The sequence below is a fragment of the Xanthobacter oligotrophicus genome (assembly GCF_008364685.1).
Taxonomy (GTDB): Bacteria; Pseudomonadota; Alphaproteobacteria; order Rhizobiales; family Xanthobacteraceae; genus Xanthobacter; species Xanthobacter oligotrophicus.
Genome location: NZ_VTTL01000007.1, coordinates 141736 through 166966, shown reverse-complemented (window position 1 = coordinate 166966; position 25231 = coordinate 141736). Strand labels below are relative to the sequence as shown.

Below are 25231 nucleotides of genomic sequence, written 5' to 3'. Positions count from 1 at the left end.
CTCTGTAATCCTAGACTTCGAAATATGATTTCGAATTTCGACCCACCCATTGGAGATCACTGCCGACAATCGGAAGAAATTGATGGGATTCGGTATCGTAACTCGCCTGCGAGCTGCTCCATAACGAGGAATGGTGAACTGCTCAGGCCGAGAACGAAACGTCGCGTATGTCGCTTCGGCACTCCATTCTCGAAGCAATACCTGGCGAAAACGAGCAATAGATTGGGACACAAAGGGAGGAGGCAATTCTTCAGCAAGGTAGCCTACCTCCAAGAAGCGCCGCAATCGCTGAGAACGCGTGAGACGAATCGGCTTGATCAAGATAACTCCCCCTAGCCAGCTGCCAAAATAGAGCAAGCGGCTACACGGATCCGTCGTCAAGCCCAAAAACAACCCAGAGGCGCGAACAATAGTACAAACGGCTGACGCCCTCGGAACATCGAAAGTGAAACAGTTTAGCTAGCTTTTGCGACCTCGCCCAACCTCGGGCCCCACCCCTCAAGCCTCCGCCCAGCGCTCCGAGCGGAACGCCAGCGCGATCGCCTGAGCCCGCGCTGTCGCCAGATCCTCGCCCTCCAGCCCCTCCGCGTCCACCGCCGCGCAGGCGGTGCGGGCGGCGAGGAGGAGGTCCACCTTGGGGTGGGTGTCGCCCTCCTTGTCCCCATAGCCGAAGTAATCGCAGGTGGAGACCAGCAAAAGCTTGGCGAACAGGTCGGGATCGCGGAAGGCGCCGGTGCGCTCCAGCATGGCTGCCACCGGCCCGGCGCGGATGGGCGACACGCGCCCCACCCGCTCGCATTCCTGAAGCGCCAGCAGGGCGAGGTCGCGGCACACTTCGGGTGGGGCGAAGCGGTCGCAGATGGCATTGATGCGGGGCAGGCCGCGCTCCATGTGGCGGTAATGCACCGGCAGGTGCTCGCGCGGGGAATCCGACTTGCCCGCATGCATCACCAGAAGCGCGAACCGCACCTCCAGCGGCGCGTTGCGGCGGGCCGCCTCGGTGAGGGAATTGAGGATCAGCACGCCGAGGTCGATCTCGTCCGCCGTATCGGTGATGTGCGGCACCCCGAACAGGGAGGACACCTCCGGCAGCACGATCTCCAGCACCCCGCATTCGCGCAGGGCCTTCACCATGGCGGCGGGGGCCGGCGCCATCAGGCCGCGCTCCAGCTCCGGCCACATGCGGACGGGGTCGAGGGCGTCGAGCGCACCCACCTCCATCTGCTCGAACATGAGGTCGAGGGTGTCCTCGTCCGCGCGCGCGTCCTGCGGGCTGCTCTCGGCGATGAGGGCCGCAAGGCGCAGCAGCGCGAGACCGGGATGGGTCTCGATCAGGTCCTCGATGCGGAAGGGGGGCGTCTCGTCCATCCGGGAATAGGACCATCACCCCCGGCGGGAAGGCAAGCCCATCAATAAGGCATGCCCATAACATAGGCGATCAAGGCGCGAACACGGCTTAGACCGGGATGCGCACGGTGGCCCGCAGCCCGCCCATGGGGCTATCGGCGAGGATCACCTCCCCGCCATGGGCGCGGGCGATGTCGCGAGCAATGGAGAGGCCGAGGCCCGAGCCGCCATCATCCTGGTTGCGCGCATCGTCGAGCCGCAGGAAGGGACGGAACACCTCTTCGCGCTTTTCTTCCGGAATGCCTGGCCCGTCGTCGTCCACACTCACCATCAGCCAGCGGGCATCGCGGGTGCCGGTGATGGCGACGCGGGAGGCATGGCGCACCGCATTGTTCACGAGGTTGCCCACGCAGCGCTTGAGCTGGTCGCCCTTCACCTCCACCAGGGGCGGGCCCATGAAGCTGGCTTCGGCGATGGCGCCGTCGCGCTCGGCATTGAGGCGCAAATCCTCCACCAGCGCCGCCATGTCGGTCAGCACGGCCTGCTCGCCGGGATCGCCGCGGGCGAAGGCGAGATAGGCTTCCAGCATGCCGGCAAGCTCGTCCACGTCCTTCTTCAGCGCCTCGGTCTCCGACCCCTCCCCCAGGAAGGCCAGCTCCAGCTTGAAGCGGGTGAGGATGGTGCGCATGTCGTGGGAGACGCCGGCGAGCATGGTGGTGCGCTGCTCGATCTGACGCTCGATGCGTCGCTTCATCTCCAGGAAGGCGATGGCCGCGCGCCGCACCTCGCGGGCGCCCCGCGGGCGGAAATTCTCCACGTCCCGCCCCTTGCCGAAGGCCTCGGCGGCATCCGCGAGGTTCTCGATGGGGCGGATCTGGTTGCGCAGGAACAAGATGGCCACCGTCAACAAAACCAGAGATGTCCCCACCATCCACAGGATGAAGATGTGCGAGTTGGAGGCATAGGCGGCGTTGCGCGGGGCGAAGATGCGCAGGACGGCGTCGTCCATCTTGATGCGCACCTCGATGAGGTTGGAGCGCCCGACCGTGTCGATCCAAACCGGCTGCTGGATGCGGCGACCGATCTCGCGCGACAGGGAGCTGTCGAGCACCGAGAAGAAGGGCTTCGGCCCCGGCGGCGGCAGCGGGTCCGGCGGCAGCACGGTAACGTTGAGGGCAAGGTTGCGCCAGGCCACGCGGCGCAGCTCGGTGAAGTCGCGGTCCTTGGGCAGGAGGTCGTAGAGCGCCACCACCGCCGAGATGTCCTGGCTCACCGCCGCGGAGAGGCGGCGGGTGACGGTATTGTAGTGGCGCTCCATGAAGACGAAGGCCACCACCGACTGCAGGATCACCATGGGGGTGACGATGATGAGCAGCGAGCGCGGATAAAGCCCCTTGGGCGTCACCCGGTTGAACCAGGCGGCAAAACGCGTGTTGGCGTCCTTCAGCCAGCCACCGAGCAGGCGCCACCCGGACGGCCCGCTTTCAACCACGCTCAAGGCGTCACCACCAGGCGATAGCCAATGCCGCGCACCGTCTGCAGGAAGACCGGATTGGCGGGATCGCGCTCCAGCTTGCGGCGCAGGCGGTTGACCTGCACGTCCACCGCGCGCTCGCTCGCCGCCCCGCCGCCGGCCAGGGCAAGGCGCGGCACGGTCTCGCCCGGGGCCTCGGCCAAGGCCCGCAGCATGTCGCGCTCGCGCTCGGTGATGCGGACGATCTCGGTGTTGCGGGTCAGTTCGCCCCGCTCCAGGTGAAAGGCGAACTCGCCGAAGCGCACGCTCTCGATGGCCTTCTGCGCCGGCGGCAGCGCCCGCTTCAGGATGGAGCCGATGCGCAGCAGCAATTCGCGCGGCTCGAACGGCTTGGCGAGGTAATCGTCCACGCCCGCCTCCAGGCCGGTGATGCGGTCGGAGGTCTCCGAGCGGGCGGTGAGCATCAGGATGGGCACGGCGGACGAGCGCCTGAGGTCGCGGGCAAGGTCCAGCCCGCTCTCCCCCGGCATCATCACGTCCAGCACGAGCAGGTCGAAGGCGAGCCCGTCCAGCCGGCTGCGCGCCTCGGCGGCATTGGCGGCGGTGGTGACGCGGTAGCCGTGCTCGGTGAGGAAGCGCGACAGCAGGGTGCGGATCCGGTTGTCGTCGTCCACCACCAGAAGATGCGGCGCGTCATCGGCGACGGGCACGGGGGCGGGCGCGGCGGCGGCATCAGACATGGGGGCGCTCGCAGGTCACAATCCAGATCACAGTCACGGTGTCGGCAGGGTTCTCCGGCCGGGCGTCCGGCCGAAACGCCCGGCGCGCCGTCACGCCGGCCGAGCCCGTGCCGCGCGGTCGGCGCGCTCGATGAGGCGCTCCACCGCGGCGCGATCCTCCGGGTCGATCATGGCGAGAAGAAAGCGCTGCACCGCCTCTCGGCCGTCCGGGCCGCTCGCCTCCAGCGCCGTGGCCATGCGCCGGCTCTGCAGGCCGACGAACTGGCGCGCCAGCGCCTCGCCCTTCGCGGTGGGAAACAGCAGGCGCTGGCGGCGGTCGGAAGACCCCGCCCGGCTTTCCACGAAGCCTTCGTCCACCAGTTCGCGCAGCACCCGGCCCAGGCTCTGCTTGGTGATGCGCAGGATGTCGAGCAGGTCGGTGACCCGCATGCCGGGGTGCCGGTTCACGAAATGGACAACACGATGATGCGCCCGGCCGAAGCCGATGGGCGCCAGGATCTGGTCCGGATCGCCGACGAAGTCCCTGTAGGCAAAGAACAAAAGCTCGATGAAATCGACCAGCGGCAAGGCTGCCGCCGTGTCCTCGACCGCCGTGGCTGCGAGGGCAGGCGCGGGGTCCATGAGAGAATTTATGTCAGCCATGTTGACTTTTTCGTTCTGATCGTTACTTAAAGAGCCAGTTCTACGAAATGATCGGTCGCCCAGCCTCTACACAAGGTTCGATCATTTCGTGGCTTTGCCGGCTTCTTGAGCAGGCGTAAAGATATCCCCATGCGGCATCGCTGGAAAGCGGCGGTTGTAGCGGGGAGAAGCCGCGCGGACGACGCGGTTGGAAAAAGGAGTTCGAGATCATGAGCGCGCAGGGTGTCCCCTTCGATCAACGTGACGGCTGGATCTGGTACGACGGCGTGTTCGTGCCGTGGGCCGATGCCAAGTTGCACGTGCTGTCCCATGGCCTGCACTACGGCAGCACCGTGTTCGAGGGCGAGCGCGCCTACGGCGGCACGATCTTCAAGAGCGCCGAGCATTCCGAGCGCCTGCGCCTGTCGGCCGAGATGCTGGACTTCACCATCCCCTACACCATCGGCGAGATCGATGCGGCCAAGAAGGCGACCCTCGAGAAGAACAATCTCGTGGACGCCTATATCCGCCCCGTCGCATGGCGCGGCAGCGAGATGATGGGCGTCGCCGCCCAGAAGAACACCATCCACCTCGCCATCGGCGTGTGGGAATGGCCGAGCTATTTCGATCCCGAGCAGCGCCAGAAGGGCCTGCGGCTCGACCTTTCGGAATGGCGCCGGCCCGATCCCGCCACCATCCCCTGCAAGGCGAAGGCGGCCGGTCTCTACATGATCTGCACCATCTCCAAGCACCGGGCCGAGCGCCGCGGCTTCGCCGACGCGCTGATGCTCGACTATCGCGGCTATGTGGCGGAGTGCACCGGCGCCAACGTCTTCTTCGTGAAGGACGGCGTCATCCACACGCCGACCCCGGACTGCTTCCTCGACGGCCTCACCCGCCGCACGGTGATCGACATCGCCCGCCGCCACGGCATCGAGGTGGTGGAGCGCCACATCAAGCCCGAGGAGCTCGCCTCCTTCAGCGAATGCTTCATCACCGGCACCGCCGCCGAGGTGACGCCGGTGGGCTCCATCGCCGACTGGCACTTTGCCCCCTCGGGCATCACCCATCAGCTGATGGATTCCTACACCGCCGAGGTGCGCCCGAAGCAGCAGGCCGCCTGACTCGACCCACCGGGTAGACATGTGGAAAGGGCGTCGCTTGCGGCGCCCTTTTTCGTTGCGCGGGGACAGGCACGCCCCCGGCAAGGCCATCCCGTCACCGAAACGTCATCCCCCACGACAAGGTGTTGACGCTCCAGCCGAAGCACGCCACACCTTGCGCGTGAGCGCGCACCCCAGAAACTCCCTCCTCCACGCCGGCCTGCGCCGTCTCGAAGCCGTGCCGGTCATCGGGCCCCTGCTCGCCTCGGTGAGCGGCATGGAACGGGCGACACTGGCGGTTCTCGGCTTCGTCGCCATCGCCTTCTATGTCTTCGTCAAGGTGGCGGACGAGGTGCTGGAGGGCGCCACCGGCCAGCTGGACCGGGGCATCCTCCTCGCCCTGCGCAATCCCGCCGACCCGTCCGACCCCATCGGGCCGCCGTGGCTTGAGGAGGCCATGCGGGACTTCACGGCCCTGGGCGGAACCAGCGTGCTCACCCTGCTCACCATTCTGGTGGCCGTCTTCCTCATCATGACGCGCAAGCGCCATGCGGCCTGGCTGGTGCTGCTGTCGGTGGCGGGCGGCACCGCCTTGTCCCAGATCCTGAAATGGGGGTTCGACCGCCCCCGGCCGGACCTCGTGCCCCACGGCATGGCGGTCTACAGCCAGAGCTTTCCCTCCGGCCATGCCATGCTCTCGGCGGTGGTCTACCTGACGCTGGGGGCGCTTCTGGCGCGCACCCAGGCGCGGACGCGGGTGAAGGTGTTCTTCCTGGGCTCGGCGGCGGCGCTCACCGTCATCGTCGGCATCAGCCGCATCTATCTCGGCGTGCACTGGCCTACCGACGTGCTCGGCGGCTGGGCCCTGGGCGCGGCCTGGGCCTGCTCCTGCTGGCTGCTGATGCTGTGGCTCCAGCGCCGCGGCGAAGTGGAAGGCGAAAGCGAGGGGAACGGGATGGATGCCCGCACCCGTGCCGACCGGATTGCATCGCAAGCCGATCGGTAAGACGCGTTCTTCCTGTCAGGACCAGAGTTCGCCTTGGCCTCAGTCGAACAGGCTGGAGACCGATTCCTCGTGGGCCGTGCGGGCGATGGCCTCGCCGATGAGGGTGGCGATGGAGAGCACCCGGATGTTGCGGGCCACGCGCACCGCCTCGGTGGGCTGGATCGAATCGGTGATCACCAGTTCCTTGAGCTTGGACGCGGTGATGCGCGCCACCGCTCCGCCCGACAGCACACCGTGGGTGATGTAGGCGTGCACTTCCTTGGCGCCGCGGGCCAGCAGGGCCTCGGCCGCGTTCACCAGCGTGCCGCCCGAATCGACGATGTCGTCCACCAGGATGCAGGAGCGGCCTTCCACGTTGCCGATGACGTTCATCACCTCGCTCTCGCCGGGGCGCTCGCGGCGCTTGTCGACGATGGCGAGCTGGGCGTCGATCCGCTTGGCCAGCGCCCGGGCGCGCACCACGCCGCCCACGTCCGGCGACACCACCATGACGTTGGAGAGGTCGAACCGCTCCTTGATGTCGCGCACCATCACCGGGGCCGAATAGAGATTGTCGGTGGGGATGTCGAAGAAGCCCTGGATCTGGCCGGCATGCAGGTCCAGCGTCATCACCCGGTCGGCGCCGGCATGGGTGATGAGGTTGGCCACCAGCTTGGCGGAGATGGGCGTGCGCGGGCCCGGCTTGCGGTCCTGCCGGGCGTAGCCGAAATAGGGCAGCACCGCCGTGATGCGCTTGGACGAGGCCCGGCGCAGCGCATCGATGATGATGAGCAGTTCCATCAGGTGATCGTTCGCCGGGAAGGCCGTGGACTGCACCACGAACACATCCTGACCGCGCACGTTCTCCTGGATCTCGACGAAGATTTCCATGTCCGCGAAGCGCCGCACCACCGCTTTGGTCAGCGGGGTGGCGAGATAAGCGGCGATGGCTTCAGCGAGCGCGCGGTTTGAGTTGCCCGCGACGAGCTTCATGGATCCGTTCTCCGCTGACATGGGTCGCTCCGCCCCGGCCGCACCGGGAGCTGGTCGAAAGCTTGAGGGGTTCTGATAGGCGGGCCGTCACAATCTTGTAAAGGCCCCGCGGCATCTGCGAAGACGACCGTGCCCTGCCGGATCGGCAGGAAAACGCCGCGTGACGGCGCGGTCAGGCCGGCGCAGCGTTGATGGAAAAGGATTTCCGGGCGTTGCGGCCGTTTGCCGGCCGCCGGTTTCAGTTGCCCGCGTATGCCAGGGCTGCAGAGGGCGCAGAGAGCGCGGCCACCGGCACGCCCGAGGGATCGCGCGGTGCCGGCTCGGCGGCGGGAGACTCGGCTGGGGTCGAGGCAGCGGCAACCGGTGCCGGCTCGGACACCGCCTGCGGCACGCCGCCGACGCCGAGGGTCTCGGCCAGGCTCGCCATTGAGCGGTTGGCGACGCGGGAAAGCACCGCATCGTCGCAGGCCGCCCAGCCATTGGCGAGACCGCCCTTCACCTTGCCGGCCGGCTCCTCGCCGGCGACGCGGGCGACACGGGTCTGGTTCTGGTCGTACACATCCCAGGCGTAGGAGACGGTGGCCTTGCCCTTGTCCACGTGCAGGGCGAGGTAGCCCTTCACCCGGTAGGCCGCGCTGTTGCTGCGGGAGACCACGGCCACCTTGCGGTCCTGCGCCTCGCTGGAAAGCTGGCCCACCAGCTTGTCGAAGGTGGCGGGTGGCGGGCCGTCGATGGTGTCGAAGGCGAGGGCGCGATTGCCGGAAGAGGCCATGCCGGACCCATCCGTCTGGCAGGCGCCCAGCGCAAGGGCCAGCGCGAGGCCCGCAACGCGCGCCAAGGTCCGGGACCGGGTGGCGGAAAAGACGAACGGCCGGTGCACACGCACCTCCGGAACGGCTTCTGCCTCGTATCCCCGCATGGTGGCTCCCGGTGCTTGTCTCGTCACCGAAGGCGTAGCGGGAAACGGAGGCCGGGTCCAGAAAAACGGTTAAGACGCGGTTAACGCGGCTGTGAAACCGTGCAAACTCAAGGGAAGGCGGCCCCCAAGCGGCCCCTATCGAGGCACCGACAAAGTTCTAAGCTTTGGTAAAGATGCCGCCGCGCGCTCATTTCAGCGACTGGAGCAGGCCGAGCAGGCGCATGGAGCCTTCCGGCCATGGCCCATAGCCGGCATCCGCATTGATATGGCCGGCATCGCCCGCATCCACGATGGCGGCGCCCCAGTCGAGGGCAAAGCCTTCGGCCCGAGCGTAGCTGCAATAGGGATCGGTACGGCTCGCCACCAGCACGGAGGGAAACGGCAGCGGCGCCGTCGGCATGGGGCCGAAGTTCGCCACTATCGGGTCGAGTTCGGGCACATCAAGATCGGGAGGTGCCACCAGGAAGGCGCCCTTCACCTTCCCCTCCGGGAGAAGCGGCACCGCATGGAGCAAGGTGGGCACACCGAGGGAGTGGGCGACCACCACCACCGGCTTGTCCGCCGCCGCCACCGCGGCGGCGAGGCGGCGCGGCCAGTCCTCCCGGTCGGGCCGGTCCCAGTCCGCCTGCTGCACCCGGCGGGCGGTGGAGAGGCTGCGCTCCCAGCGGCTCTGCCAGTGGTCCGGGCCAGAGCCCTGCCAGCCGGGCACGATGAGAAGGGCGGCATCGGTGGAGCGCATGCGTCAGTCCGGGCGGGTTCAGGCGAAGGTCAGGCGAGGGTGATGGCGGCGATCAGCCGGCCGTAATCGGCTTCCTTGCGGTGGGTGGTGCGGCGATAGGAGAAGAAGCGCGCCTCGTCCGCATAGGTATCAAGGCCCAGATCCTCGATGAAGCCGACGCCGGCCTGCTCCAGCCGCAGCCGGATGAAGCCCGGCAGGTCGAACAGGGCATGGTGGGCCCGGTCCGCCGGCGCGAAGAAGCGGGCGAAGCTTTTGTCCTCACTGAGGAGGCGGGCGACGAAATCCTCCCCCACCTCGTAGCTCGGCTGGCGGATGAGCGGGCCGATGACGGCGCGGATGTTGCCCCGTTTGGCGCCCTGCTGCTCCATCAACGCCACGGTGGCGCCGATGATGCCGGACACCGCGCCCTTCCAGCCCGAATGGGCGGCGGCCACCACCCGCGCGTCGGGATCGGCGAACAGGATCGGCCCGCAATCGGCGACGGCGACCGCCGCACCGAGGCCCGGCGTGGTAGTGACGATGGCGTCGGCCTTGGGGGCGTTCTCGCGGGTCCAGGGCTCGGTCGCCAGCACCGGATCGGCCGAATGCACCTGCCACAGGGCCAGCAGCGCCTCCGGCGCGATGCCGATCTCCTGCGCCATGCGGGCGCGGTTCTGCGCCACGGCGGCCGGATCGTCATTGGAGCCCATGCCGCCGTTGAGGCTCGCATAAAGTCCGGACGAGACCCCGCCCTGCCGGGTGAAGAAGGCGTGGCGGATGCCGGGCAGGGCCTTGAGCGAGGGGGCTTGGAGCGAGGGGGCCTCGATCTTCATGACGCAAACCTCATCACACCCATTCCTCGGTCGAATCGAACGCGGGCGGCAGCCCGATTTCAGGATGGGCGAGGACGAGCACCTTGAACAGACGCCCCATCTCCCCTGCCCCGTCCCCCGCCAGCCGGCGCGCCGCCGCGTCCACGCCCGCGCGAACCTCGTCCGTCGCATCGCGCTTCAGCCGCCCGGCGCGCTGGGCAAGGCCCAGGCGGGCGAGGAACGCCCCCTGCTCCAGCGGCCCGAAGGCGCGCAGCCCCGCCGCGCGGCCGATGCCGGCCAGCGCCGAAAAATCCACGTGGGCGGTGAGGTCGGCGTCCCCCGGCGCGGCCAAAGGATCGGCGAAGCAATGCTGCTCCAGCGCCTGGAAGGTGTCGCCATAGCCGCCGGCATGGCCATAATCGATGATCAGCGCCACCCCGCCCTGCGCCTTCAGTCGCGCCGCCAGCGCCCGCGCGGGACCGCTCTCCAGATGCTCCAGCACCGCCCCCTCGGCGGGCGGCGGCAGAGGAGCGGCGAAGGCGGGAGCGGCCCGCGACGACGCGGGATCAAGGCCGAGCACGAACCGGCCTTCGTCATCAAGTCCCACCCGCCGCTCGTGCCAGTGCCCGGACTGCCAGACATATTGGTCGATGGGCAGCGCATCGAAGAACTCGTTGGCAAGGACGAGGGCCGGGCCGTCCGGCACATCCTCGATGCGGTCGTGCCAGGCGACATCCGCCGCGTGCGCGGCCAGCGTGCGTGCCTGCGCCGCCCGCAGCACCGGGCTCGTCTCCACCAGATGGATGCGCGCCGCCGCGCCGAAATCCGGCACCAGCCGGGCCGCGCGCAGGGCGTCGGCCATCAGGGTCCCCCGGCCGGGGCCAAGCTCCACCAGCCGGAAGGCGGCGGGCGATCCCATCTGCTGCCACTGGGCCACCGCCCACAGGCCCAGCAATTCCCCGAACATCTGGCTGATCTCAGGGGCGGTGGTGAAATCGCCCCGCGCGCCGAGGGGATCGCGCGTCATGTAATAGCCGTGGCGCGGATGGCCGAGGCACAGCGCCATGTAGCGGCTCACCGGCATCGGCCCCTCGGCGGCGATGAGGGCGGAGATCTCCTCGGAAAGCGGCGTGGTCACGCGGCCGGCTTGCGCTTCAGGGCGTAGAGGAGAAGGCCGGCGCCGGCGACAACCAGCGGCACCGACAGCCACATGCCCATGGTGGTGCCGAAGGCGAGATAGCCGAGCTGCACGTCCGGCTCGCGGAAGAATTCAGCCACGATGCGGGAGACGCCATAGCCGATGCCGAAGATGCCAACCGCCACCCCCGGCCGCTTCAGCCCGCCGAGGCGAACCACCACAAGCATGATGAGGAACAGCACGATGCCTTCCAGCGCCGCCTCGTAGAGCTGGCTCGGATGGCGCGGCACCGGGCCGCCATGGGGGAAGACGATGGCCCACGGCACGTCGGCCGGCCGGCCCCACAGCTCGCCATTGATGAAATTGGCGAGGCGGCCGAAGAACAGACCGATGGGCGCCACCACGCCCGACACGTCCAGCAGCGACATGACCCTGATGCCGCGCGCGCGGGCGAACAGAACGAGGGCCACCAGCGTGCCGGCGAGCCCACCATGGAAGGACATGCCGCCCTTCCACACCGCCACGATGTCCTGCGGATTGGCGGCGAAATAGGCCGGGTTGTAGAACAGCACGTAGCCGAGCCGCCCGCCCAGGATGACGCCGAGCGTCGCCCAGAACAAGGCGTCGTCGAGGTCCTGCGGGGTCATGGGCGAGGTGCCGCCCCACAAGGCGGGGCGCGCCACCAGCACCCGCGCCAGCAGCCAGCCGAGGACGAGGCCGGCGATATAGGCAAGGGCGTACCAGCGGATGGCCAGCGGGCCAAGCTGGACCAGGACGGGGTCTATGGCCGGGAAAGGCAAGGCGAAGGTCGGCATCTGATCCCCGGAATGCGGGTCCGCGGCGGGCGCCGTCATGTGCCGCGCCGGGGACTGTGCCGTCAAGCCGGCCCGAAGGCGAGGCCGATGCCGCCGAACCCATGCGCCCCGAGCGGCGAAAAGACGGCGGCCGCGCCGCTTTTGGGTGCGGCGCCGCCGCGCACCCGCGCCACGGACCTGCTCCGCACTTGCACCCGCGCGCGCACCTCGCCATGTTCGCCGCTGGGCGCGACGCACGCGAGGAGGTATTCATGACCCAGACCACCGGCCGCATTTTCGACGAGATGGCGCGTCTCGTGAACGACGCCGCAGGGGTTGCCCAGGGCGTGCGCCGCGAGGCCGAGACCGCCATGAAGGCCCAGATGGAGCGCTTTCTGCGCGACATGGACCTGGTCAAGCGCGAGGAATTCGACGCGGTGAAGGACCTTGCCGCCGCCGCCCGCGCCGAGAGCGAAGCCCTCGCCGCCCGCGTGCTGCGGCTGGAGGCCGCCCTCCTCGCCCACACCCATCCCACGCCCGCCGGCCACAGCGGCCCGGCCGCCCCGGCCGATTCCACGGTATCGGGAAACCCGGCCTGACCGGCGGCGAAACGTCTCGCCCTGCCGCACCGCAAAAAAGCCGCGGTGTCGGGCCAGACGGGATACAATCTGTCGTAGCGGGGAAATCTTTACCCGCGATATACTGATTTCGTGGCGATTCGGAGCCGGTTCGTCGTATCTGGCGTACGACGGGGCGCAGCTCGCCAGGAGGTCCGATTTGGGGAATGACCCGATTTGGGGTATCACCCCGGTGGGCCTCCGCCCGGCACGCCGCGACGCGCATGCCACGTGGCCTCGTTCGCCAAATGGCCTGTCACGCGCAGGTGCCGCGTTCGACCCTCTCCGCGTTCCTCACACCGCGAGGTCGAGGCCATGTCTCTCATCGACATCGAAGCCGATGCACCGGCGAACCCAGTAGATCTTGTGGAGCAGCTCGCTGCCCTCAATGACTGGTCGTTCGAGCGTTCCGACGAGGACGAGATCACCCTCTCGCTCACCAGCCGCTGGACGGACTGCCACGTCTCGTTCCAGTGGATGGACGAGCTGGAATCCCTGCACATCGCCTGCGCCTTCGACTTCAAGGTGCCCGACGGCCGCCGCGCCGAGGTGCTGAAGCTTCTGTCCCTGGTCAACGAGCAGATGTGGCTTGGCCATTTCGACATCTGGTCGCAGGAAAACGTCATCATGTTCCGCTACGCGCTGGTGCTGGCGGGCGGTGCCACCGCCTCCGACCGGCAGTGCGCGGCCATCCTGGACGCCGCCCTCGACGCGGTGGAGCGCTATTATCCGGCGTTCCAGTTCGTGGTCTGGGCCGGCAAGACCGCCAAGGAAGCCATGGAAACCGCCCTGTTCGACACCGTGGGCGAGGCCTGATCAAGACGGCCGGCGCGGATCACCCGCCGGCCGTCACCTGATCTTTACGTAACGGAATTCAAACGCCACATGACCCCGCGCGCCATCCGCGACGGGGCGTTTCGCGTGGGGTCACCCCCGGCGCGGGATCAATCCGCGTAGGGATTGCCCTTCTCCCGCAGCGTCAGGCGGATCGGCACGCCGGGCAGGTCGAAGGTCTCGCGCAGGCCGTTGACCAGATAGCGGATATAGCTCTCCGGCACCGCATCGGTGCGCGAGCAGAACAGCACGAAGGACGGCGGCCGCGCCTTGGGCTGGGTCATGTAGCGCAGCTTGATGCGCCGGCCCGACACCGCCGGCGGCGGATGATTGTCGGTCACCTGCTGCAGGAAGCGGTTCAGCGGATTGGTGGCGACGCGCTTGTTCCACACCTTGTGGGCGGCGGAGATGGCGGCCACCAGCTTGTCCAACCCGTGGCCCATCAGCCCCGATACCGGCACGATGGGCACGCCCTTCACCTGCGGCAGCAGCCGGTCCACATCCTCGCGCAGGCGGGTGATGAGGCCGCCGCGGGCGACGAGATCCGACTTGTTGTAGCCGATGACCAGCGCCCGCCCCTCCCGCGCCACCAGGTCGGCGATGCGCAGGTCCTGCTCCTCGAAGGGGCGGGTGGCATCCACCAGCAGCACCACCACCTCGGCGAACTTCATGGCGCGCAGGGCATCGGCGGCGGAGAGCTTCTCCAGCTTGTCCTCGATCCGCGCGCGCTTGCGCAGGCCGGCGGTGTCGAACACCTCCAGCTTGGTGCCGGCATAGGTGACTTCCACCGAGATGGAATCGCGGGTGATGCCGGCTTCCGGGCCAGTGAGCAGCCGGTCCTCGCCCAGCAGGCGGTTGATGAGGGTGGACTTGCCGGCGTTGGGCCGGCCCAGCACCGTCACCTTGATGGGGCGGCGCGGCTTGTCGTCGGCCTCCTCCGCAAGCTCGGCGTCGGCGTCGGCGTCGGCGTCCTCGTCCTCGTCTTCCTCGTCCTCCACCTGGGTCTGCTCGGGCAGGGCATCGCAGATGGCGTCGTAGAGGTCGGAGAGGCCCTCGCCATGCTCGGCGGAGAACGGCAGCGGCGTGCCGAGGCCGAGGGCGAACGCCTCCAGCCGCCCCGCCTCGCCGCCGCGCCCCTCGCTCTTGTTGGCGAGCAGGATCACCGGCTTGCCGCACTTGCGCACGAGGTCGGCGAAGGCGCGATCGGTGGGGGTGAGGCCGATGCGGGCGTCGATCATGAACAGGATGGCGTCGGCATGGCCGATGGCCGCCTCGGTCTGGGCGCGCATGCGGCCTTCCAGGCTCGCGGCGTCCGCCTCCTCGAGGCCGGCGGTGTCGACAATGCGGAAGGAAAGGTCGCCGAGGCGCGCATCCCCTTCCCGCCGGTCGCGGGTCACGCCGGGGCGATCGTCCACCAGCGCGAGCTTCTTGCCCACGAGGCGGTTGAAGAGGGTGGACTTGCCGACGTTCGGACGCCCGACGATGGCCAGGGAAAAGGTCATGAAAGAGGCTCTTTGGCCGGGCTTGCGAACGTCCGGCCGGTCAGGTCGAGAAAGGGGTCAGCGCTATTGCTGGCCGCCCTTGGGCGGCGGCGGAAGCTGGTCGACGGAGACGTTGGCGTTGCTCGGCTGGCCGAGCGGGGTGCCATAGTCCACGCCGGGCACGCCGGTGGGGAACACCGGCTGGCGGGTGCCCGCGAGGGGCTTCTTGGGCTGGTCGAAGGGGTTGAACTTGTCGAGGGCCTCGCAGCCGGTGGCGGCGAGCGCCAGGCCGAGGCCCAGCACCAGCTTGACCGACCTGAAAACGCGACTGTCTTTCGTCATCGGCGGGTCCTCATTGAGTGGCCGCGCCGCCGGGGGCGGCGGGGGCGGGCGCAGCCGATTCGGGCGCGGCGGGTTCGGCACCGGCGGTGAGCCGGCGGATCAGCTCGGCGCGGGAGCGCACGCCGGGCGGGGTCTCGCTGTCGGAGGTGATCTCGGTGGCGGTCTTGTTGGCGGCGGCGGCATCGCCGGCCTTCAGCTCCGCCAGCGCCAGCGCCTCGCGGGCGGCATTGCGCAGCGGCCCCGTGCCGGCGGCGACGGCGGCCACCCGCTGCTTCACCTCGGCAAGGCCGGCCGTATCCACCAGAATCAGAGCGGCGCGCAGCTGGGCGAGGTCACGCACCAGCGTGGGCAGGCCGGCATCGGCGGCGATGGCATCGAAGGCGGCGACGCCGGCCGCCTTGTCCCGCGCGGCGGCGGCGGCCGCGCCCCGGAACAGGGCCAGCGAGCGGTAGCCGGCCGGGCCGTCCTTGGCGACGGCGGCAAAGGCGGCCTCCGCCTCCGGGAACTTGCCGGCATCGAACAGGCTTATGGCGGATTGGAAAGCGGCGCTGGCGGTCACCGCCTGCTGGTGCCGCCAGTATCTATAGCCGCTCCACCCGGCCGCGCCGACGACCACCAGCACGATGGCGGCGATGATGAGCCCGCCGAAGCGGTCCCACAGCTTGCGCAGGCGCTCGCGCCGGAGGTCTTCCTCGATCTCGTGAAAAATATCGGTCATGGGGTCCGGAACTTGCGATGGGCCGGCGCACCGGCAACAGGGCGCGTAAAGTATCCATGCGGCTTCATCGTGGCAAACGCGGCGTTTTAAGGGCGTTCGCGACGGCCGATGCGCCGGGATGCGCCTGAAGCGGTATAAGATGCCGGTGTCCCGGTGGGGATCGTGGGAGCGAAGATCGGGACTATGGCCGAAACACAAGCCCCGCGCGCCCCCGCGCCGTCCGCCCAATCGTTCGAGTATCGCCTCCAGCGCACCCCCGTGGGCGTGGTGCTGCTGGAAGCCGATCTCACCATCCGCTCGGTGAACCCGGTGGCCATGCGCCTGCTCGCCCCGCCGGGGGAGAGGCTGGCCGGCGTGGATATCCTCTCGCTCCACCCCGACGAGGCGCGGGAGAAGGTCGCCTTCCTCATCGAGCGGGCGCGGACCTCGGCGGATGGCACCTCTTCGCTGGTGGTCACCACCGCCATGGGCAGCCTCATCGCCAAGGTCAGCCGGCTGGAGGCGACGCCCGGCGGGCCGGTGGAGGGCTTCTGCATGATGATCCACGCCCTGGCGGAAGCGCCGGTGATGGGCCGGGCGCAGGCGGGCGATGCCGACGTGCAGGTGGACGGCCTCGCCGTGGCCGGGGAAGCGGCCATGAAGGCCCTGTGCCCGCTCATGAAGCTGCCGCTGGTGCAGGGCAAGGGCGACCTCATCAGCCTCATCGACGTGAACGAGGTGGTGTGCCTGGTGGCCCAGGGCCACTATGCCGAGGCGCGCACCCTCGGCTTCTCCGCCTTCTGCCCGCGCCCGCTGGCGGACCTGGAGCGGCGGCTCGATCCGGCGCTGTTCGTACGCGTCCACCGGCGCTACCTGGTCAACATCCGCCACGTGCGCGCCGCCACCCGCGAGGACGGCGCCTGGCATCTGGTGATGGCCGACACCGCACAGACCCGCGTGCCGGTGAGCCGCGCCAGGGTGGAGGCGATCCGCCGGCTATTGGCGGTTTGACGCGCCCCTGTGCGCGGTGGCCCATACCGTTCGTGCAGCCGGGATGCCGTTCATGCAGGACCCCCGTGGGTCGCGCCTTGTCGATTGAAGGGTGACCGGCCACCCGCGCACCGTCCCCTCAAGACGCCGTCCGGCGTGCTGAACAAGGGGACACACATGGGCCAGCCCGCCGCCGGCTTTCCGGCCCTGCATTTCGAGCTTGAGCAGCCCGACCGCTACCTGACCTTCCAGGGCATCGATTTCGAGGGCAACATGCGCCGCGTGCTGGCGCACCTTTACCGCTATATCGACGATCCGGCCCACGGCAACGCCTTCTGGGACCGCTTCAAGGCGCGCCTCGGGGCAGCCGAAGCGGGCGCCGCGACCATCTGCGACAAGCTGCTGCTGCTCCATTCCCACGTCTACTACATGGTCGACCTGTTCGAGGAGCAGGAGGACGAAATCGCCCTCGCCGACCTGAAGACGCTGGAAGAGGAGTGCTTTTAGCCGTCAGCCGCCCTGCCCTAGCGTCCCAGCGACAAAACCCGCCCGCTTCAGCCGCACGATGGCAAGGTCGAGGGCCGAGAGGAAGGCCGAGCGGTCGCGCGCGGCGAAGGGCTTCGGCCCGCCGGTGACCGCGCCGGCCGAGCGCAAATCCTCCATGAGGTTGCGGGTGGCCAGCGCCATGCCGATGGAATCGCGGGTGAAGGGCCGCCCGTTGGGCGCAATCACATCCGCCCCGGCGGCGACGCAGCGGGCGGCCAGCGGCACGTCGGTGGTCACCACCACGTCGCCGCGGACGGCACGGCCGGCGATGAAGTCATCGGCCGCGTCCGGCCCCGCCGGCACGGTCACCCGCTCCACCAGCGGGTGGCGCGGCACCGCAATGGGGGTGTTGGCGACCACGAAGACCTTCAGGGCGTGGCGGAAGGCGACCTTGTAGGCCTCCTCCTTCACCGGGCAGGCGTCGGCGTCGATATAGAGGGCGATGGGCGCGTCACGCATGCGAGGCCGGGCTCATGTCAGGCCGCAGGCTCGTCTGCGGCGGGCGCGGCCTCGTGGGGTGCGGCGGTGGCCCGGCGCTTGCGCCACGGGATGGCGATAGAGGCCACGTCGTCCAGCATGCCGAGCAGCTTGGCCCCGCGCTCTAGTTCCTGGTCGAGGGCCGCCATGGTGCGGGCAAGGCCGGGATCCTCGTCCTCCAGCCACACCCCCAGCACGCGGGCGAACAGCACGGCGAGGCCCTTGGCCCGGATGCTGCCGGCAAGGCCGGTGCAGTCGATGCCCGCCGACGCCAACATCCAGCGCTGGGAGCCTTCCGACAGGCGCAGCAGATGCAGCGCCAGCAGCGGATCGCGCCGGGCGGACTGGCGCAGCGAGCGCACCGCTTCCTTGTGGGGCTCCAGCGCGTCGAGCCGGCGCATCAGCACTTCGAACAGGCGCTCCTTGGGCCCCTCCCCCGCGAACTCCTCCGCATCCGGCCCGCCTTCCGACAGCACGTGCCGGTCGGTAGAACGGAAGAAGGCGGCGAGGAGATCCTGGGACGAGGCGAAGGAGGCCCGCATTTCGGCCAGCGACACGCCGCAGCGCTCCGCCACGTCGCCGAGGGCGATGCGCGCGAACGGCCGCTCGCCCAGAAGGGCGAGGAAGCTGCGCAGGCAGGCATCGCGGGTGGTCTCGGAGGTCATGCTTTCTCCTCGCGCAATCTGAGTGGCGCGCCTCAGCCCGCCAATTCTTTGCCCCTTCGGGTGGCGGCGGCAACCGCTTCCACCATCAGCGGGCCGAAACCGGCGGTGTCGTTCATCAGAACCCCAAGGGCCGCCGCGGTGGTGCCGCCGGGAGAGGTGACGTTCTGGCGCAGGGTGGCGGCGGGAAGGTCCGACTGGTCCATGAGCGCGCCGGCCCCGGCCACGGTGGCGCGGGCGATGCGGGCGGCAAGCTCCGGCGGCAGGCCGGCGGCGGCGCCCGCCTGGGCCATCACCTCCGCCAGCAGGAAGGCGTAGGCCGGGCCGGAGCCGGAGACGGCGGTGGCGGCATCCATCAGCGCCTCGTCATCGATCCACTCCACGATGCCGATGGCACCGAGCAGGGCGGTGGCAAGGTCACGCTGGGCGGCGGACACGTTCGCCCCGGGCACGCAGACGCTCACCCCCCGCCCGATGGCGGCCGGGGTGTTGGGGATGGAGCGGACAATGGCCGCCCCCGCCCCGAAGATGGCGGACATGAAGGCGAGGGTGCGCCCCGCCATGATGGAGACGACCAGCGTCCCCTCCCCCACCAGCGGCGCCAGCGGCGGCAGCGCATCGGGCGCCACCTGCGGCTTCACCGCCAGCAGCAGCACGGAGGGCGCCGGAATGTCGGCCGGGGCGGGATTGACGGCGACGCCCCGCGCGGCCAGCGCGGCGGCGGCATCCGCCGGCAGGTTCGGATCGAGCACCACGGCCTTGTCGGCGGGCAGGCCCAGCTTCAGCCAGCCTTCCAGCATGGCCCCGCCCATCTTGCCGGCGCCCAGCAGCACCACGGGACCGGACAGGGATTTCAGCACGCTCTCGCTCATTTCCGCCTCGTTGGACCGGCGCACCGCATGGCGCGCGCGCCTTGATACTGGCCAGCCTTATAACGCCGGGATGCAGCAGGCGTGAACCGCGCCGGCCTCACTGCGCAAGCTGTGCGATAACCGCATTGAGCACCGGGAAGCCGGCGGGCGTCACGCTCAGCCGGTCGCCGGTGCGGGTCACGAACCCCGCCGCCGCCAAAGCGGCGATGCGCGCCTCGTCCACCTGACCGCCGAGGCGGGCGTGGCGGGCAAGGTCGACACCCTCCTTCAGGCGCAGGCCCATGAGCAGCATCTCGTCCGCCTGCTCCGCCGCCGACAGGGCCTCGTCGGAGACGATGCCGTGCCCCTGCTCTTCTACCCGCGCCAGCCAGTCTTCCGGCGCACGCTCGGTGAAGAGGGCGCGGCGGGTGCCGTCCACCACCAGCCGGCCGTGGGCGCCGGCGCCGATGCCGGCATAGGTGCCGTAGCGCCAATAGATCTGGTTGTGCCGCGCCTCGGCGCCCGGACGGGCGTGGTTGGAGACCTCGTAGGCGGGCAGGCCAGCCTGCGCCGTCACCTCCTGCGTCACGTCCCACAGGGCGCGGGAGATGTCGTCGTCGGGCAGGATCAGCTTGCCGGCGCCATACAGCCGCTCGAACGGCGTGCCCGGCTCGATGGTGAGCTGGTAGAGGGAAAGATGCTCGCAGCCCTCGGCCAAAGCGCGCTTCAGCTCTGCCGCCCACTGTTCGGGGGTCTGGCGCGGGCGGGCATAGATGAGGTCGAAGGAGACGCGCCTGAACGCCCGACGGGCGATGGCCACCGCCGCCAGCGCCTCGGCCACCGAATGCATGCGGCCGAGGCCCTGCAAATCGGCATCGTCCAGCGCCTGCACCCCCAGCGACACCCGGTTGACCCCCGCCGCGCCATAGCCGGCGAAGCGCTCCGCCTCCACCGACGTGGGGTTGGCCTCCAGCGTCACCTCGGCGTCAGCGGTCAGCGGCCAGGCCTCATTGATGGCCTCCAGGATGGCGGCAACCGTGGCCGGCGCCATGAGCGAGGGCGTGCCGCCGCCGAAAAAGACCGTCTGCGCCTGCTTCGGGCCGGACAAGGCGCGCATGTGCGCGATTTCGCGGCGGAAGGCGGCGATGAAGCGTGCCTCGTCCGGCGGGGCGTGGCGCACGTGGCTGTTGAAGTCGCAATAGGGGCACTTGGCCTTGCAGAACGGCCAATGGACATAGACGCCGAAGCCGGCGGGGTCGGGGATGGACGAGGCTCCCTCTCCCGCTTGCGGGGGAGGGTTCGCGTTGGTCCTATCGGAGGAGGCCTGATCCAAGTCTTCGCTCACCCCTCCAAACACGCCTGGGACAGCTTCAGGAAGGCCCGCGCCCGGTGGGAGAGGCCGAAGCCCTTGGGCGGCATGGAATGCTTCTCGTCCGCCGTCATCTCCGCGAAGGTCTTGGGATAGTCCTCGGGGACGAACATGGGGTCGTAGCCGAAGCCCTTGGCCCCGCGCGGCGGCCACACCAAAGTGCCCTCCACCACCCCCTCGAATTCCTCAACATGGCCGTCGGGCCACGCCAGGCACAGGGCGGAGACGAAGCGGGCGCGGCGTTGCTCGGGGGCGATGGCGCCCACCTTCTCCAGCTCGGCCTGCACCTTCTCCATGGCCATCTCGAAGTCCCGGTCCGGCCCCGCCCAGCGGGCGGTGTGGATGCCCGGCGCGCCGCCCAGCGCATCGATGACCAACCCCGAATCGTCGGCGAAGGCCGGCAGCTGGGCCGCCGCCGCCGCCGCCTGCGCCTTCAGGCGGGCGTTGCCGGAGAAGGTTTCTTCCGTCTCCTCCGGCTCGGTGAGGCCCAGCTCCCCGGCCGACACTGCCTCCACCCCGTGAGGAGCGAGCAGCATGCGCATCTCGATGAGCTTGCCGGGATTGTGGGTGGCCACCACGAGCCGGCCCTTCAGGATCCGATGGCTCATCAGCCCACCGCCAGCTTCTGCAACCCCACCAGCTTCTCCACGCCGGAACGGGCAAGGCCAAGCAGCCCCAGCAGCTCGTCCTGCGAGAACGGGGTCTTTTCCGCCGTGCCCTGGATCTCCACGATGCCGCCGGTACCGGTCATGACGAAATTGGCGTCGGTCTCGGCCACCGAATCCTCGGCATAGTCGAGGTCGAGCACCGGGGTGCCGTTGTAGATGCCGCAGGACACCGCCGCTACGTGGTCCTTCAGCGGCATCTCCTTGATCATGGAGCGCTGCCGCATCCAGCTCAGGCAGTCGTAGAGCGCGATCCAGGCGCCGGTGATGGAGGCGGTGCGGGTGCCGCCGTCGGCCTGCAGCACGTCGCAGTCCAGCGTGATCTGCTTCTCGCCCAGGGCCACGAGGTCGGTGACCGAGCGCATGGAGCGGCCGATGAGGCGCTGGATTTCCTGGGTGCGGCCGGACTGCTTGCCGGTGGTGGATTCGCGCCGGGTGCGATCATGGGTGGCGCGGGGCAGCATGGAATATTCCGCCGTCACCCATCCGCGGCCCTGGCCCTTGAGCCACGGCGGCAGGCGCTCTTCCAGCGTGGCGGAGACGAGCACATGGGTCTCGCCGAACTTCACGAGGCAGGAGCCTTCCGCGTGGCGCATCACGCCCCGTTCAAAGGAGACCGCGCGCATCTCGTCGGCGGCGCGCTTGCTGGGGCGCATGGGACTTACCTCTTGTCTGGTCATCGGGCGCCCCTTTTAGAGCGGCCGGCGGCGCGAGGGAAGCAAAGCCGGTCGCGATGCGCGACGGCGCTTGTGCGGGGGCCTGTTCATGGACACATAATACGTGTCCCGGGGCAGTCCCGGTTCAGTGGAAAGCGGTGACCCAGTGGCGCTCGATCCGTTCCAGCCCCTGTCGACCGGCGGCCTCGCGCAGATCGACCAGCGCGCGCGGGAGATCTTCCGCCAGATCGTGGAAAGCTACCTGGCCACCGGCGAGCCGGTGGGCTCGCGCAATCTCTCGCGTCTCATCCCCATGACCCTGTCGCCCGCCTCGGTGCGCAACGTGATGGCGGATCTGGAGACGGCGGGCCTCATCTACGCCCCCCACACCAGCGCCGGACGCCTGCCCACCGAGCGCGGCCTGCGCTTCTTCGTGGATGCGCTGATGGAAATCGGCGACGTGAACGAACGCGACCGCACCAATATCGAGACCCAGGTGATGGCCGCCGCCAAGACCACCACGGTGGAAGGCGTGCTGCAGGAAGCCTCCGCCATGCTCTCGGGCCTGGCCCGTGGCGCCGGGGTGGTGACCGCCACCAAGACCGACCCGCGCCTCAAGCATGTGGAATTCGTGCCGCTGGAACCGGGCCGCGCCCTCGTCATCCTGGTATCGGAAGACGGGCAGGTGGAGAACCGCGTGCTGCCCCTGCCGCCGGGCCTGCCCACCTCCGCCCTCACCGAAGCCACCAATTTCCTCAACGCCCGCATCCGCGGCCGCACCCTCGGCGACGCGCGGGCGGAGATGGAGAACCTGCTGGCCGAGCTGCGGCTCGACCTCGACGCCCTCACCGCGCGGGTGGTGGAGGACGGCCTTGCCTCCTGGTCCGGCGAGGAGCCGGGCGACCGCAAGCTCATCGTGCGCGGGCAGGCGAAGCTTTTGGAGGACCTGCGGGCGCTGGAGGACCTGGAGCGCATCCGCCTGCTGTTCGACGATCTGGAGACCAAGCGCGAGGTGGTGGACCTCTTGGGCCGGGCCGAGGAGGCGCAGGCGCTGCGCATCTTCATCGGCTCGGAGAACCGTCTGTTCTCGCTGTCCGGCTCCTCCACCATCGTGGCGCCCTATCGCGACGGTCAGGGCCGGGTGGTGGGCGTGCTCGGGGTCATCGGCCCGACCCGGCTCAATTACGGGCGCATCGTGCCCATGGTGGATTTCACCGCCCGGCTGGTGAGCCGCGTGCTCGGCGCGCCCGGCGTGGATGCCGCCTGAGCCGATCGGGCCCGGCAGGCGAAACTTTCGGGGGCAGTCGGGCGCCGGTTCTCGCGCAGTCTTGATTTTTGGCGCCGAGGCCCCGATATCCGCGTGGACATTTGGTCTTTGCCCCTACGGGGGCGACATTCATGGCAGGGGAATAAACCGGATGAGCGAGCAGAAGCGCGCGCCCGAGACCGGCGGCGACGCAAGCGAAAACGGTGTGAACGCGGGCGTCAACGAGGCGACCGCCGAGGCGGAAGCCCTCGCTACCGCCGACCAGGAGATCACCGGCGACTTCGCTGCGGAAAAGCAGCGCCTGGAAGCCGAGATCGCGAGCATGAAGGACAAGTTCCTGCGCGCCTTCGCGGAAGCCGAGAACATTCGCCGCCGCGCCGAGAAGGAAGTGGTGGACGCCAAGACTTATGGCATCGCCTCCTTCGCCCGCGACGTGCTGAACGTGGCCGACGACCTCGCCCGCGCCCTCGGCACGGTGGACGATGAGGCCAAGGCCACCGCCGACGGCGCCGTGAAGGGCCTGCTGGAAGGCTTGGAGCTGACCGAGCGCGGCCTCGTCAAGGCGCTGGAAAAGCACGGCATCCGCAAGATCGAGCCCAAGGGCCAGAAGTTCGACCCCAACCTGCACCAGGCCATGTTCGAGGTTCCCGACCCGAGCGTGCCGTCGGGCACGGTGGTGCAGGTGGTGCAGTCCGGCTACGTCATCGGCGAGCGCGTGCTGCGCCCTGCCATGGTGGGTGTCGCCCGCGGCGGTCCGAAGGCTGAGGCGGCTGCCTCCCAGACTTCCGACAAGGACAAGGAGGCCGGGGCGGCCTGACGCCCTTGGCCGCTCACCTGCACCAAGGGCCGGCCGGCTTGGCTCGACGGCCCTTGGTCAAGCCCGCCGGAGCTGGACGACTCAAGACCGCCGGTACGACGCGGGGTTTATATTTCGCTGGAGGCGGTGGCCGGGCCGCGCAGGGTTCTGTCCCCGGACGGTCCGCCGGACAGGAGATCCGACAGGGCCTCGGCGATGACCCGGCTGGTATAGGGCTTGGCCACGCGCGGCGCGTCGGCGAATTCCGCCGGCATGCGGACGCTGCCGGTGTAGCCGGAGCAGAAGATGAAGGGGATGCCCCGGTCCGCGAGGATGGATGCGGCGGGATACACCGCCTCCCCGGCCAGATTGACGTCGAGGATGGCGGCATCGACCTTTTCATGGGCGGCGGCGGCCATGGCACCCGACAGGCTGGAAACCGGCCCCACCACGGTGCAGCCCAGCGACCTCAGATTGTCTTCCAGCCCTAAGGCCACAAGGAACTCGTCTTCCACGACGAGAACCCGCTTTCCCGTAAAGATCATCGCGATACGCCCTGACTGACAGCCGTTTCCCGCGACAACGGATGGACTTGGCGAAAAGTTCCATCCTTTCCGCAGGATGCTGCGACCGCGAAGCGGGGGCGCAGGGGACGCAAGGGATGGCCGGACGGAATCCGGGACGAACCTGCGCCCGTCCCGGGTCCTTCTCCGATCAGTCCTTGGCCCGCTCCACATAGGAGGCGTCGGCGGTCATGATGACCACACGGGTCCCGGCGGACACGTGCGGCGGCACCATGGTGCGCACGCCGTTGGAGAGCTTGGCCGGCTTGTAGGAGGACGAGGCGGTCTGGCCCTTCACGGTGGGCTCGGTGTCCACGATCTCCAGCGTCACGCGGGCCGGCAGCTCGATGGCGATGGGAACGCCGTTATGGGTGGAGAGCATGCATTCCATGCCTTCCTGCAGATACACCGCCGAGTCGCCCATGACGTCCTTGGTCACGATCACCTGATCGAAATTCTCAGGGTTCATGAAGGTGTAGCCGTCCGAATCCTCGTAGAGGAAAGTGTGCGGGCGGTCTTCCACGAAGGCGCGCTCCACCTGCTCGGTGGTACGGTAGCGCTCGGAGATCTTCACCCCGTCGGAGATGCGGCGCATGTCGAGCTGGGTGACCGGCGTGCCCTTGCCGGGATGAATATTTTCAGCGGTGAGCACCACATAGAGCTTGTCGTCGATATCGACCACATTGCCTTTGCGCAGAGAGCTGGCGATGACCTTGACCACGTCGCGTCTTCCTTGAACTTTGTGCGGCGGCGTGCCGCTCCTGATCTATCGGC

General features: G+C 69.0%; 29 protein-coding genes. 8 read left to right on the top strand and 21 right to left on the bottom strand.

Features of this window, described 5'->3' with window-relative positions; translation table 11 throughout:
- Window positions 1–498: 498 nt before the first annotated feature.
- The 4 genes from FZ033_RS13330 to FZ033_RS13315 form a co-directional block, all read right to left on the bottom strand.
- Complete coding sequence (locus FZ033_RS13330; RefSeq protein WP_149576613.1) at window positions 499–1368, bottom strand: tRNA nucleotidyltransferase; 870 nt, start codon at window positions 1366–1368, stop codon at window positions 499–501.
- A gap of 88 nt (window positions 1369–1456) precedes the next feature.
- A complete protein-coding gene (locus tag FZ033_RS13325; protein WP_408068485.1) occupies window positions 1457–2845 on the bottom strand; it encodes an ATP-binding protein in 1389 nt (462 codons plus the stop codon).
- Window positions 2842–3561 (bottom strand): response regulator, encoded by a 720-nt coding sequence (locus tag FZ033_RS13320; protein ID WP_149576612.1) that lies wholly within the window; start codon window positions 3559–3561, stop codon window positions 2842–2844. The genes FZ033_RS13325 and FZ033_RS13320 overlap by 4 nt, the downstream gene beginning before the upstream one ends.
- A gap of 90 nt (window positions 3562–3651) precedes the next feature.
- Complete coding sequence (locus FZ033_RS13315) at window positions 3652–4203, bottom strand: MarR family winged helix-turn-helix transcriptional regulator (protein ID WP_149576611.1); 552 nt, start codon at window positions 4201–4203, stop codon at window positions 3652–3654.
- Window positions 4204–4412: 209 nt separating this feature from the next.
- On the opposite strand from FZ033_RS13315, the gene FZ033_RS13310 reads away from it, so the two are divergent.
- Together FZ033_RS13310 and FZ033_RS13305 are read left to right on the top strand one after the other, a co-directional pair.
- Window positions 4413–5306: a branched-chain amino acid aminotransferase gene (locus tag FZ033_RS13310; protein ID WP_149576610.1), complete on the top strand. Its 894-nt coding sequence runs from the start codon at window positions 4413–4415 to the stop codon at window positions 5304–5306.
- Window positions 5307–5466: 160 nt separating this feature from the next.
- Complete coding sequence (locus FZ033_RS13305) at window positions 5467–6291, top strand: phosphatase PAP2 family protein (RefSeq protein ID WP_188079483.1); 825 nt, start codon at window positions 5467–5469, stop codon at window positions 6289–6291.
- A 39-nt stretch (window positions 6292–6330) separates the two neighbouring features.
- On the opposite strand, the gene FZ033_RS13300 is transcribed toward FZ033_RS13305, so the two are convergent.
- The 6 genes from FZ033_RS13300 to lgt form a co-directional block, all read right to left on the bottom strand.
- Window positions 6331–7284: a ribose-phosphate pyrophosphokinase gene (locus FZ033_RS13300; protein ID WP_138401263.1), complete on the bottom strand. Its 954-nt coding sequence runs from the start codon at window positions 7282–7284 to the stop codon at window positions 6331–6333.
- Window positions 7285–7501: 217 nt separating this feature from the next.
- On the bottom strand, window positions 7502–8182 hold the full coding sequence (locus FZ033_RS13295) for a hypothetical protein (RefSeq protein WP_149576609.1): 681 nt from the start codon (window positions 8180–8182) through the stop codon (window positions 7502–7504).
- Window positions 8183–8369: 187 nt separating this feature from the next.
- Window positions 8370–8921 carry an RBBP9/YdeN family alpha/beta hydrolase gene (locus FZ033_RS13290; RefSeq protein ID WP_149576608.1) on the bottom strand — a complete coding sequence of 184 codons (552 nt, stop codon included), beginning with the start codon at window positions 8919–8921 and terminating at the stop codon, window positions 8370–8372.
- 29 nt (window positions 8922–8950) lie between these two features.
- Entirely contained in the window at window positions 8951–9733 is a 783-nt protein-coding gene (pgeF, locus tag FZ033_RS13285) for a peptidoglycan editing factor PgeF (RefSeq protein ID WP_149576607.1), read from the bottom strand.
- 13 nt (window positions 9734–9746) lie between these two features.
- A complete protein-coding gene (locus FZ033_RS13280) occupies window positions 9747–10850 on the bottom strand; it encodes a class I SAM-dependent methyltransferase (protein ID WP_149576606.1) in 1104 nt (367 codons plus the stop codon).
- The gene (lgt, locus tag FZ033_RS13275) at window positions 10847–11665 is read right to left on the bottom strand and encodes a prolipoprotein diacylglyceryl transferase (RefSeq protein ID WP_149576605.1); all 819 of its coding nucleotides are present in this window, start codon (window positions 11663–11665) and stop codon (window positions 10847–10849) included. The genes FZ033_RS13280 and lgt overlap by 4 nt, the downstream gene beginning before the upstream one ends.
- A 251-nt stretch (window positions 11666–11916) precedes the next feature.
- On the opposite strand from lgt, the gene FZ033_RS13270 reads away from it, so the two are divergent.
- Window positions 11917–12243, top strand: a complete 327-nt coding sequence (locus FZ033_RS13270) for an accessory factor UbiK family protein (protein WP_149576604.1) — start codon at window positions 11917–11919, stop codon at window positions 12241–12243.
- Window positions 12244–12576: 333 nt separating this feature from the next.
- Complete coding sequence (locus FZ033_RS13265) at window positions 12577–13077, top strand: type III secretion system chaperone family protein (protein ID WP_012114566.1); 501 nt, start codon at window positions 12577–12579, stop codon at window positions 13075–13077.
- 128 nt (window positions 13078–13205) lie between these two features.
- Here the strand turns inward: FZ033_RS13265 and der are convergent, their stop codons facing one another.
- The 3 genes from der to FZ033_RS13250 form a co-directional block, all read right to left on the bottom strand.
- The gene (gene der, locus FZ033_RS13260) at window positions 13206–14597 is read right to left on the bottom strand and encodes a ribosome biogenesis GTPase Der (RefSeq protein ID WP_149576603.1); all 1392 of its coding nucleotides are present in this window, start codon (window positions 14595–14597) and stop codon (window positions 13206–13208) included.
- Between the two features lie 63 nt (window positions 14598–14660).
- Window positions 14661–14918: a hypothetical protein gene (locus FZ033_RS13255; RefSeq protein WP_149576602.1), complete on the bottom strand. Its 258-nt coding sequence runs from the start codon at window positions 14916–14918 to the stop codon at window positions 14661–14663.
- A gap of 10 nt (window positions 14919–14928) precedes the next feature.
- Window positions 14929–15636 carry a tetratricopeptide repeat protein gene (locus FZ033_RS13250; RefSeq protein ID WP_149576601.1) on the bottom strand — a complete coding sequence of 236 codons (708 nt, stop codon included), beginning with the start codon at window positions 15634–15636 and terminating at the stop codon, window positions 14929–14931.
- Window positions 15637–15819: 183 nt separating this feature from the next.
- On the opposite strand from FZ033_RS13250, the gene FZ033_RS13245 reads away from it, so the two are divergent.
- Together FZ033_RS13245 and cowN are read left to right on the top strand one after the other, a co-directional pair.
- Window positions 15820–16626 carry a PAS domain-containing transcriptional regulator gene (locus tag FZ033_RS13245; RefSeq protein WP_149576600.1) on the top strand — a complete coding sequence of 269 codons (807 nt, stop codon included), beginning with the start codon at window positions 15820–15822 and terminating at the stop codon, window positions 16624–16626.
- Between the two features lie 156 nt (window positions 16627–16782).
- The gene (gene cowN / locus FZ033_RS13240) at window positions 16783–17112 is read left to right on the top strand and encodes a N(2)-fixation sustaining protein CowN (protein ID WP_149576599.1); all 330 of its coding nucleotides are present in this window, start codon (window positions 16783–16785) and stop codon (window positions 17110–17112) included.
- A gap of 3 nt (window positions 17113–17115) precedes the next feature.
- Here the strand turns inward: cowN and FZ033_RS13235 are convergent, their stop codons facing one another.
- From FZ033_RS13235 to rph, 6 genes are all read right to left on the bottom strand, one after another.
- The gene (locus FZ033_RS13235) at window positions 17116–17610 is read right to left on the bottom strand and encodes a YaiI/YqxD family protein (RefSeq protein WP_149576598.1); all 495 of its coding nucleotides are present in this window, start codon (window positions 17608–17610) and stop codon (window positions 17116–17118) included.
- A gap of 17 nt (window positions 17611–17627) precedes the next feature.
- Window positions 17628–18293 carry a TetR/AcrR family transcriptional regulator gene (locus FZ033_RS13230; RefSeq protein ID WP_232847467.1) on the bottom strand — a complete coding sequence of 222 codons (666 nt, stop codon included), beginning with the start codon at window positions 18291–18293 and terminating at the stop codon, window positions 17628–17630.
- A 32-nt stretch (window positions 18294–18325) separates the two neighbouring features.
- Complete coding sequence (proC, locus tag FZ033_RS13225) at window positions 18326–19162, bottom strand: pyrroline-5-carboxylate reductase (RefSeq protein WP_149576596.1); 837 nt, start codon at window positions 19160–19162, stop codon at window positions 18326–18328.
- 97 nt (window positions 19163–19259) lie between these two features.
- Window positions 19260–20405, bottom strand: coding sequence for a radical SAM family heme chaperone HemW (gene hemW, locus FZ033_RS13220; protein WP_149576731.1), 1146 nt, complete (start codon window positions 20403–20405; stop codon window positions 19260–19262).
- 77 nt (window positions 20406–20482) lie between these two features.
- Entirely contained in the window at window positions 20483–21118 is a 636-nt protein-coding gene (gene rdgB, locus FZ033_RS13215; RefSeq protein ID WP_149576595.1) for an RdgB/HAM1 family non-canonical purine NTP pyrophosphatase, read from the bottom strand.
- Window positions 21118–21831 carry a ribonuclease PH gene (gene rph, locus FZ033_RS13210; protein ID WP_149576594.1) on the bottom strand — a complete coding sequence of 238 codons (714 nt, stop codon included), beginning with the start codon at window positions 21829–21831 and terminating at the stop codon, window positions 21118–21120. Before rph ends, rdgB begins: the two co-directional genes overlap by 1 nt.
- Window positions 21832–21979: 148 nt before the next feature.
- Between rph and hrcA the strand changes: the two genes are divergently transcribed.
- Together hrcA and grpE are read left to right on the top strand one after the other, a co-directional pair.
- Window positions 21980–23098, top strand: a complete 1119-nt coding sequence (gene hrcA, locus FZ033_RS13205; protein WP_392567246.1) for a heat-inducible transcriptional repressor HrcA — start codon at window positions 21980–21982, stop codon at window positions 23096–23098.
- A 151-nt stretch (window positions 23099–23249) separates the two neighbouring features.
- Window positions 23250–23915: a nucleotide exchange factor GrpE gene (gene grpE / locus FZ033_RS13200; protein ID WP_149576593.1), complete on the top strand. Its 666-nt coding sequence runs from the start codon at window positions 23250–23252 to the stop codon at window positions 23913–23915.
- A gap of 107 nt (window positions 23916–24022) precedes the next feature.
- Here the strand turns inward: grpE and FZ033_RS13195 are convergent, their stop codons facing one another.
- Both FZ033_RS13195 and efp read right to left on the bottom strand, forming a co-directional pair.
- Window positions 24023–24439 carry a response regulator gene (locus FZ033_RS13195; RefSeq protein ID WP_149576592.1) on the bottom strand — a complete coding sequence of 139 codons (417 nt, stop codon included), beginning with the start codon at window positions 24437–24439 and terminating at the stop codon, window positions 24023–24025.
- A gap of 169 nt (window positions 24440–24608) precedes the next feature.
- Window positions 24609–25178: an elongation factor P gene (efp, locus tag FZ033_RS13190; RefSeq protein ID WP_149576591.1), complete on the bottom strand. Its 570-nt coding sequence runs from the start codon at window positions 25176–25178 to the stop codon at window positions 24609–24611.
- Window positions 25179–25231 lie beyond the last annotated feature (53 nt).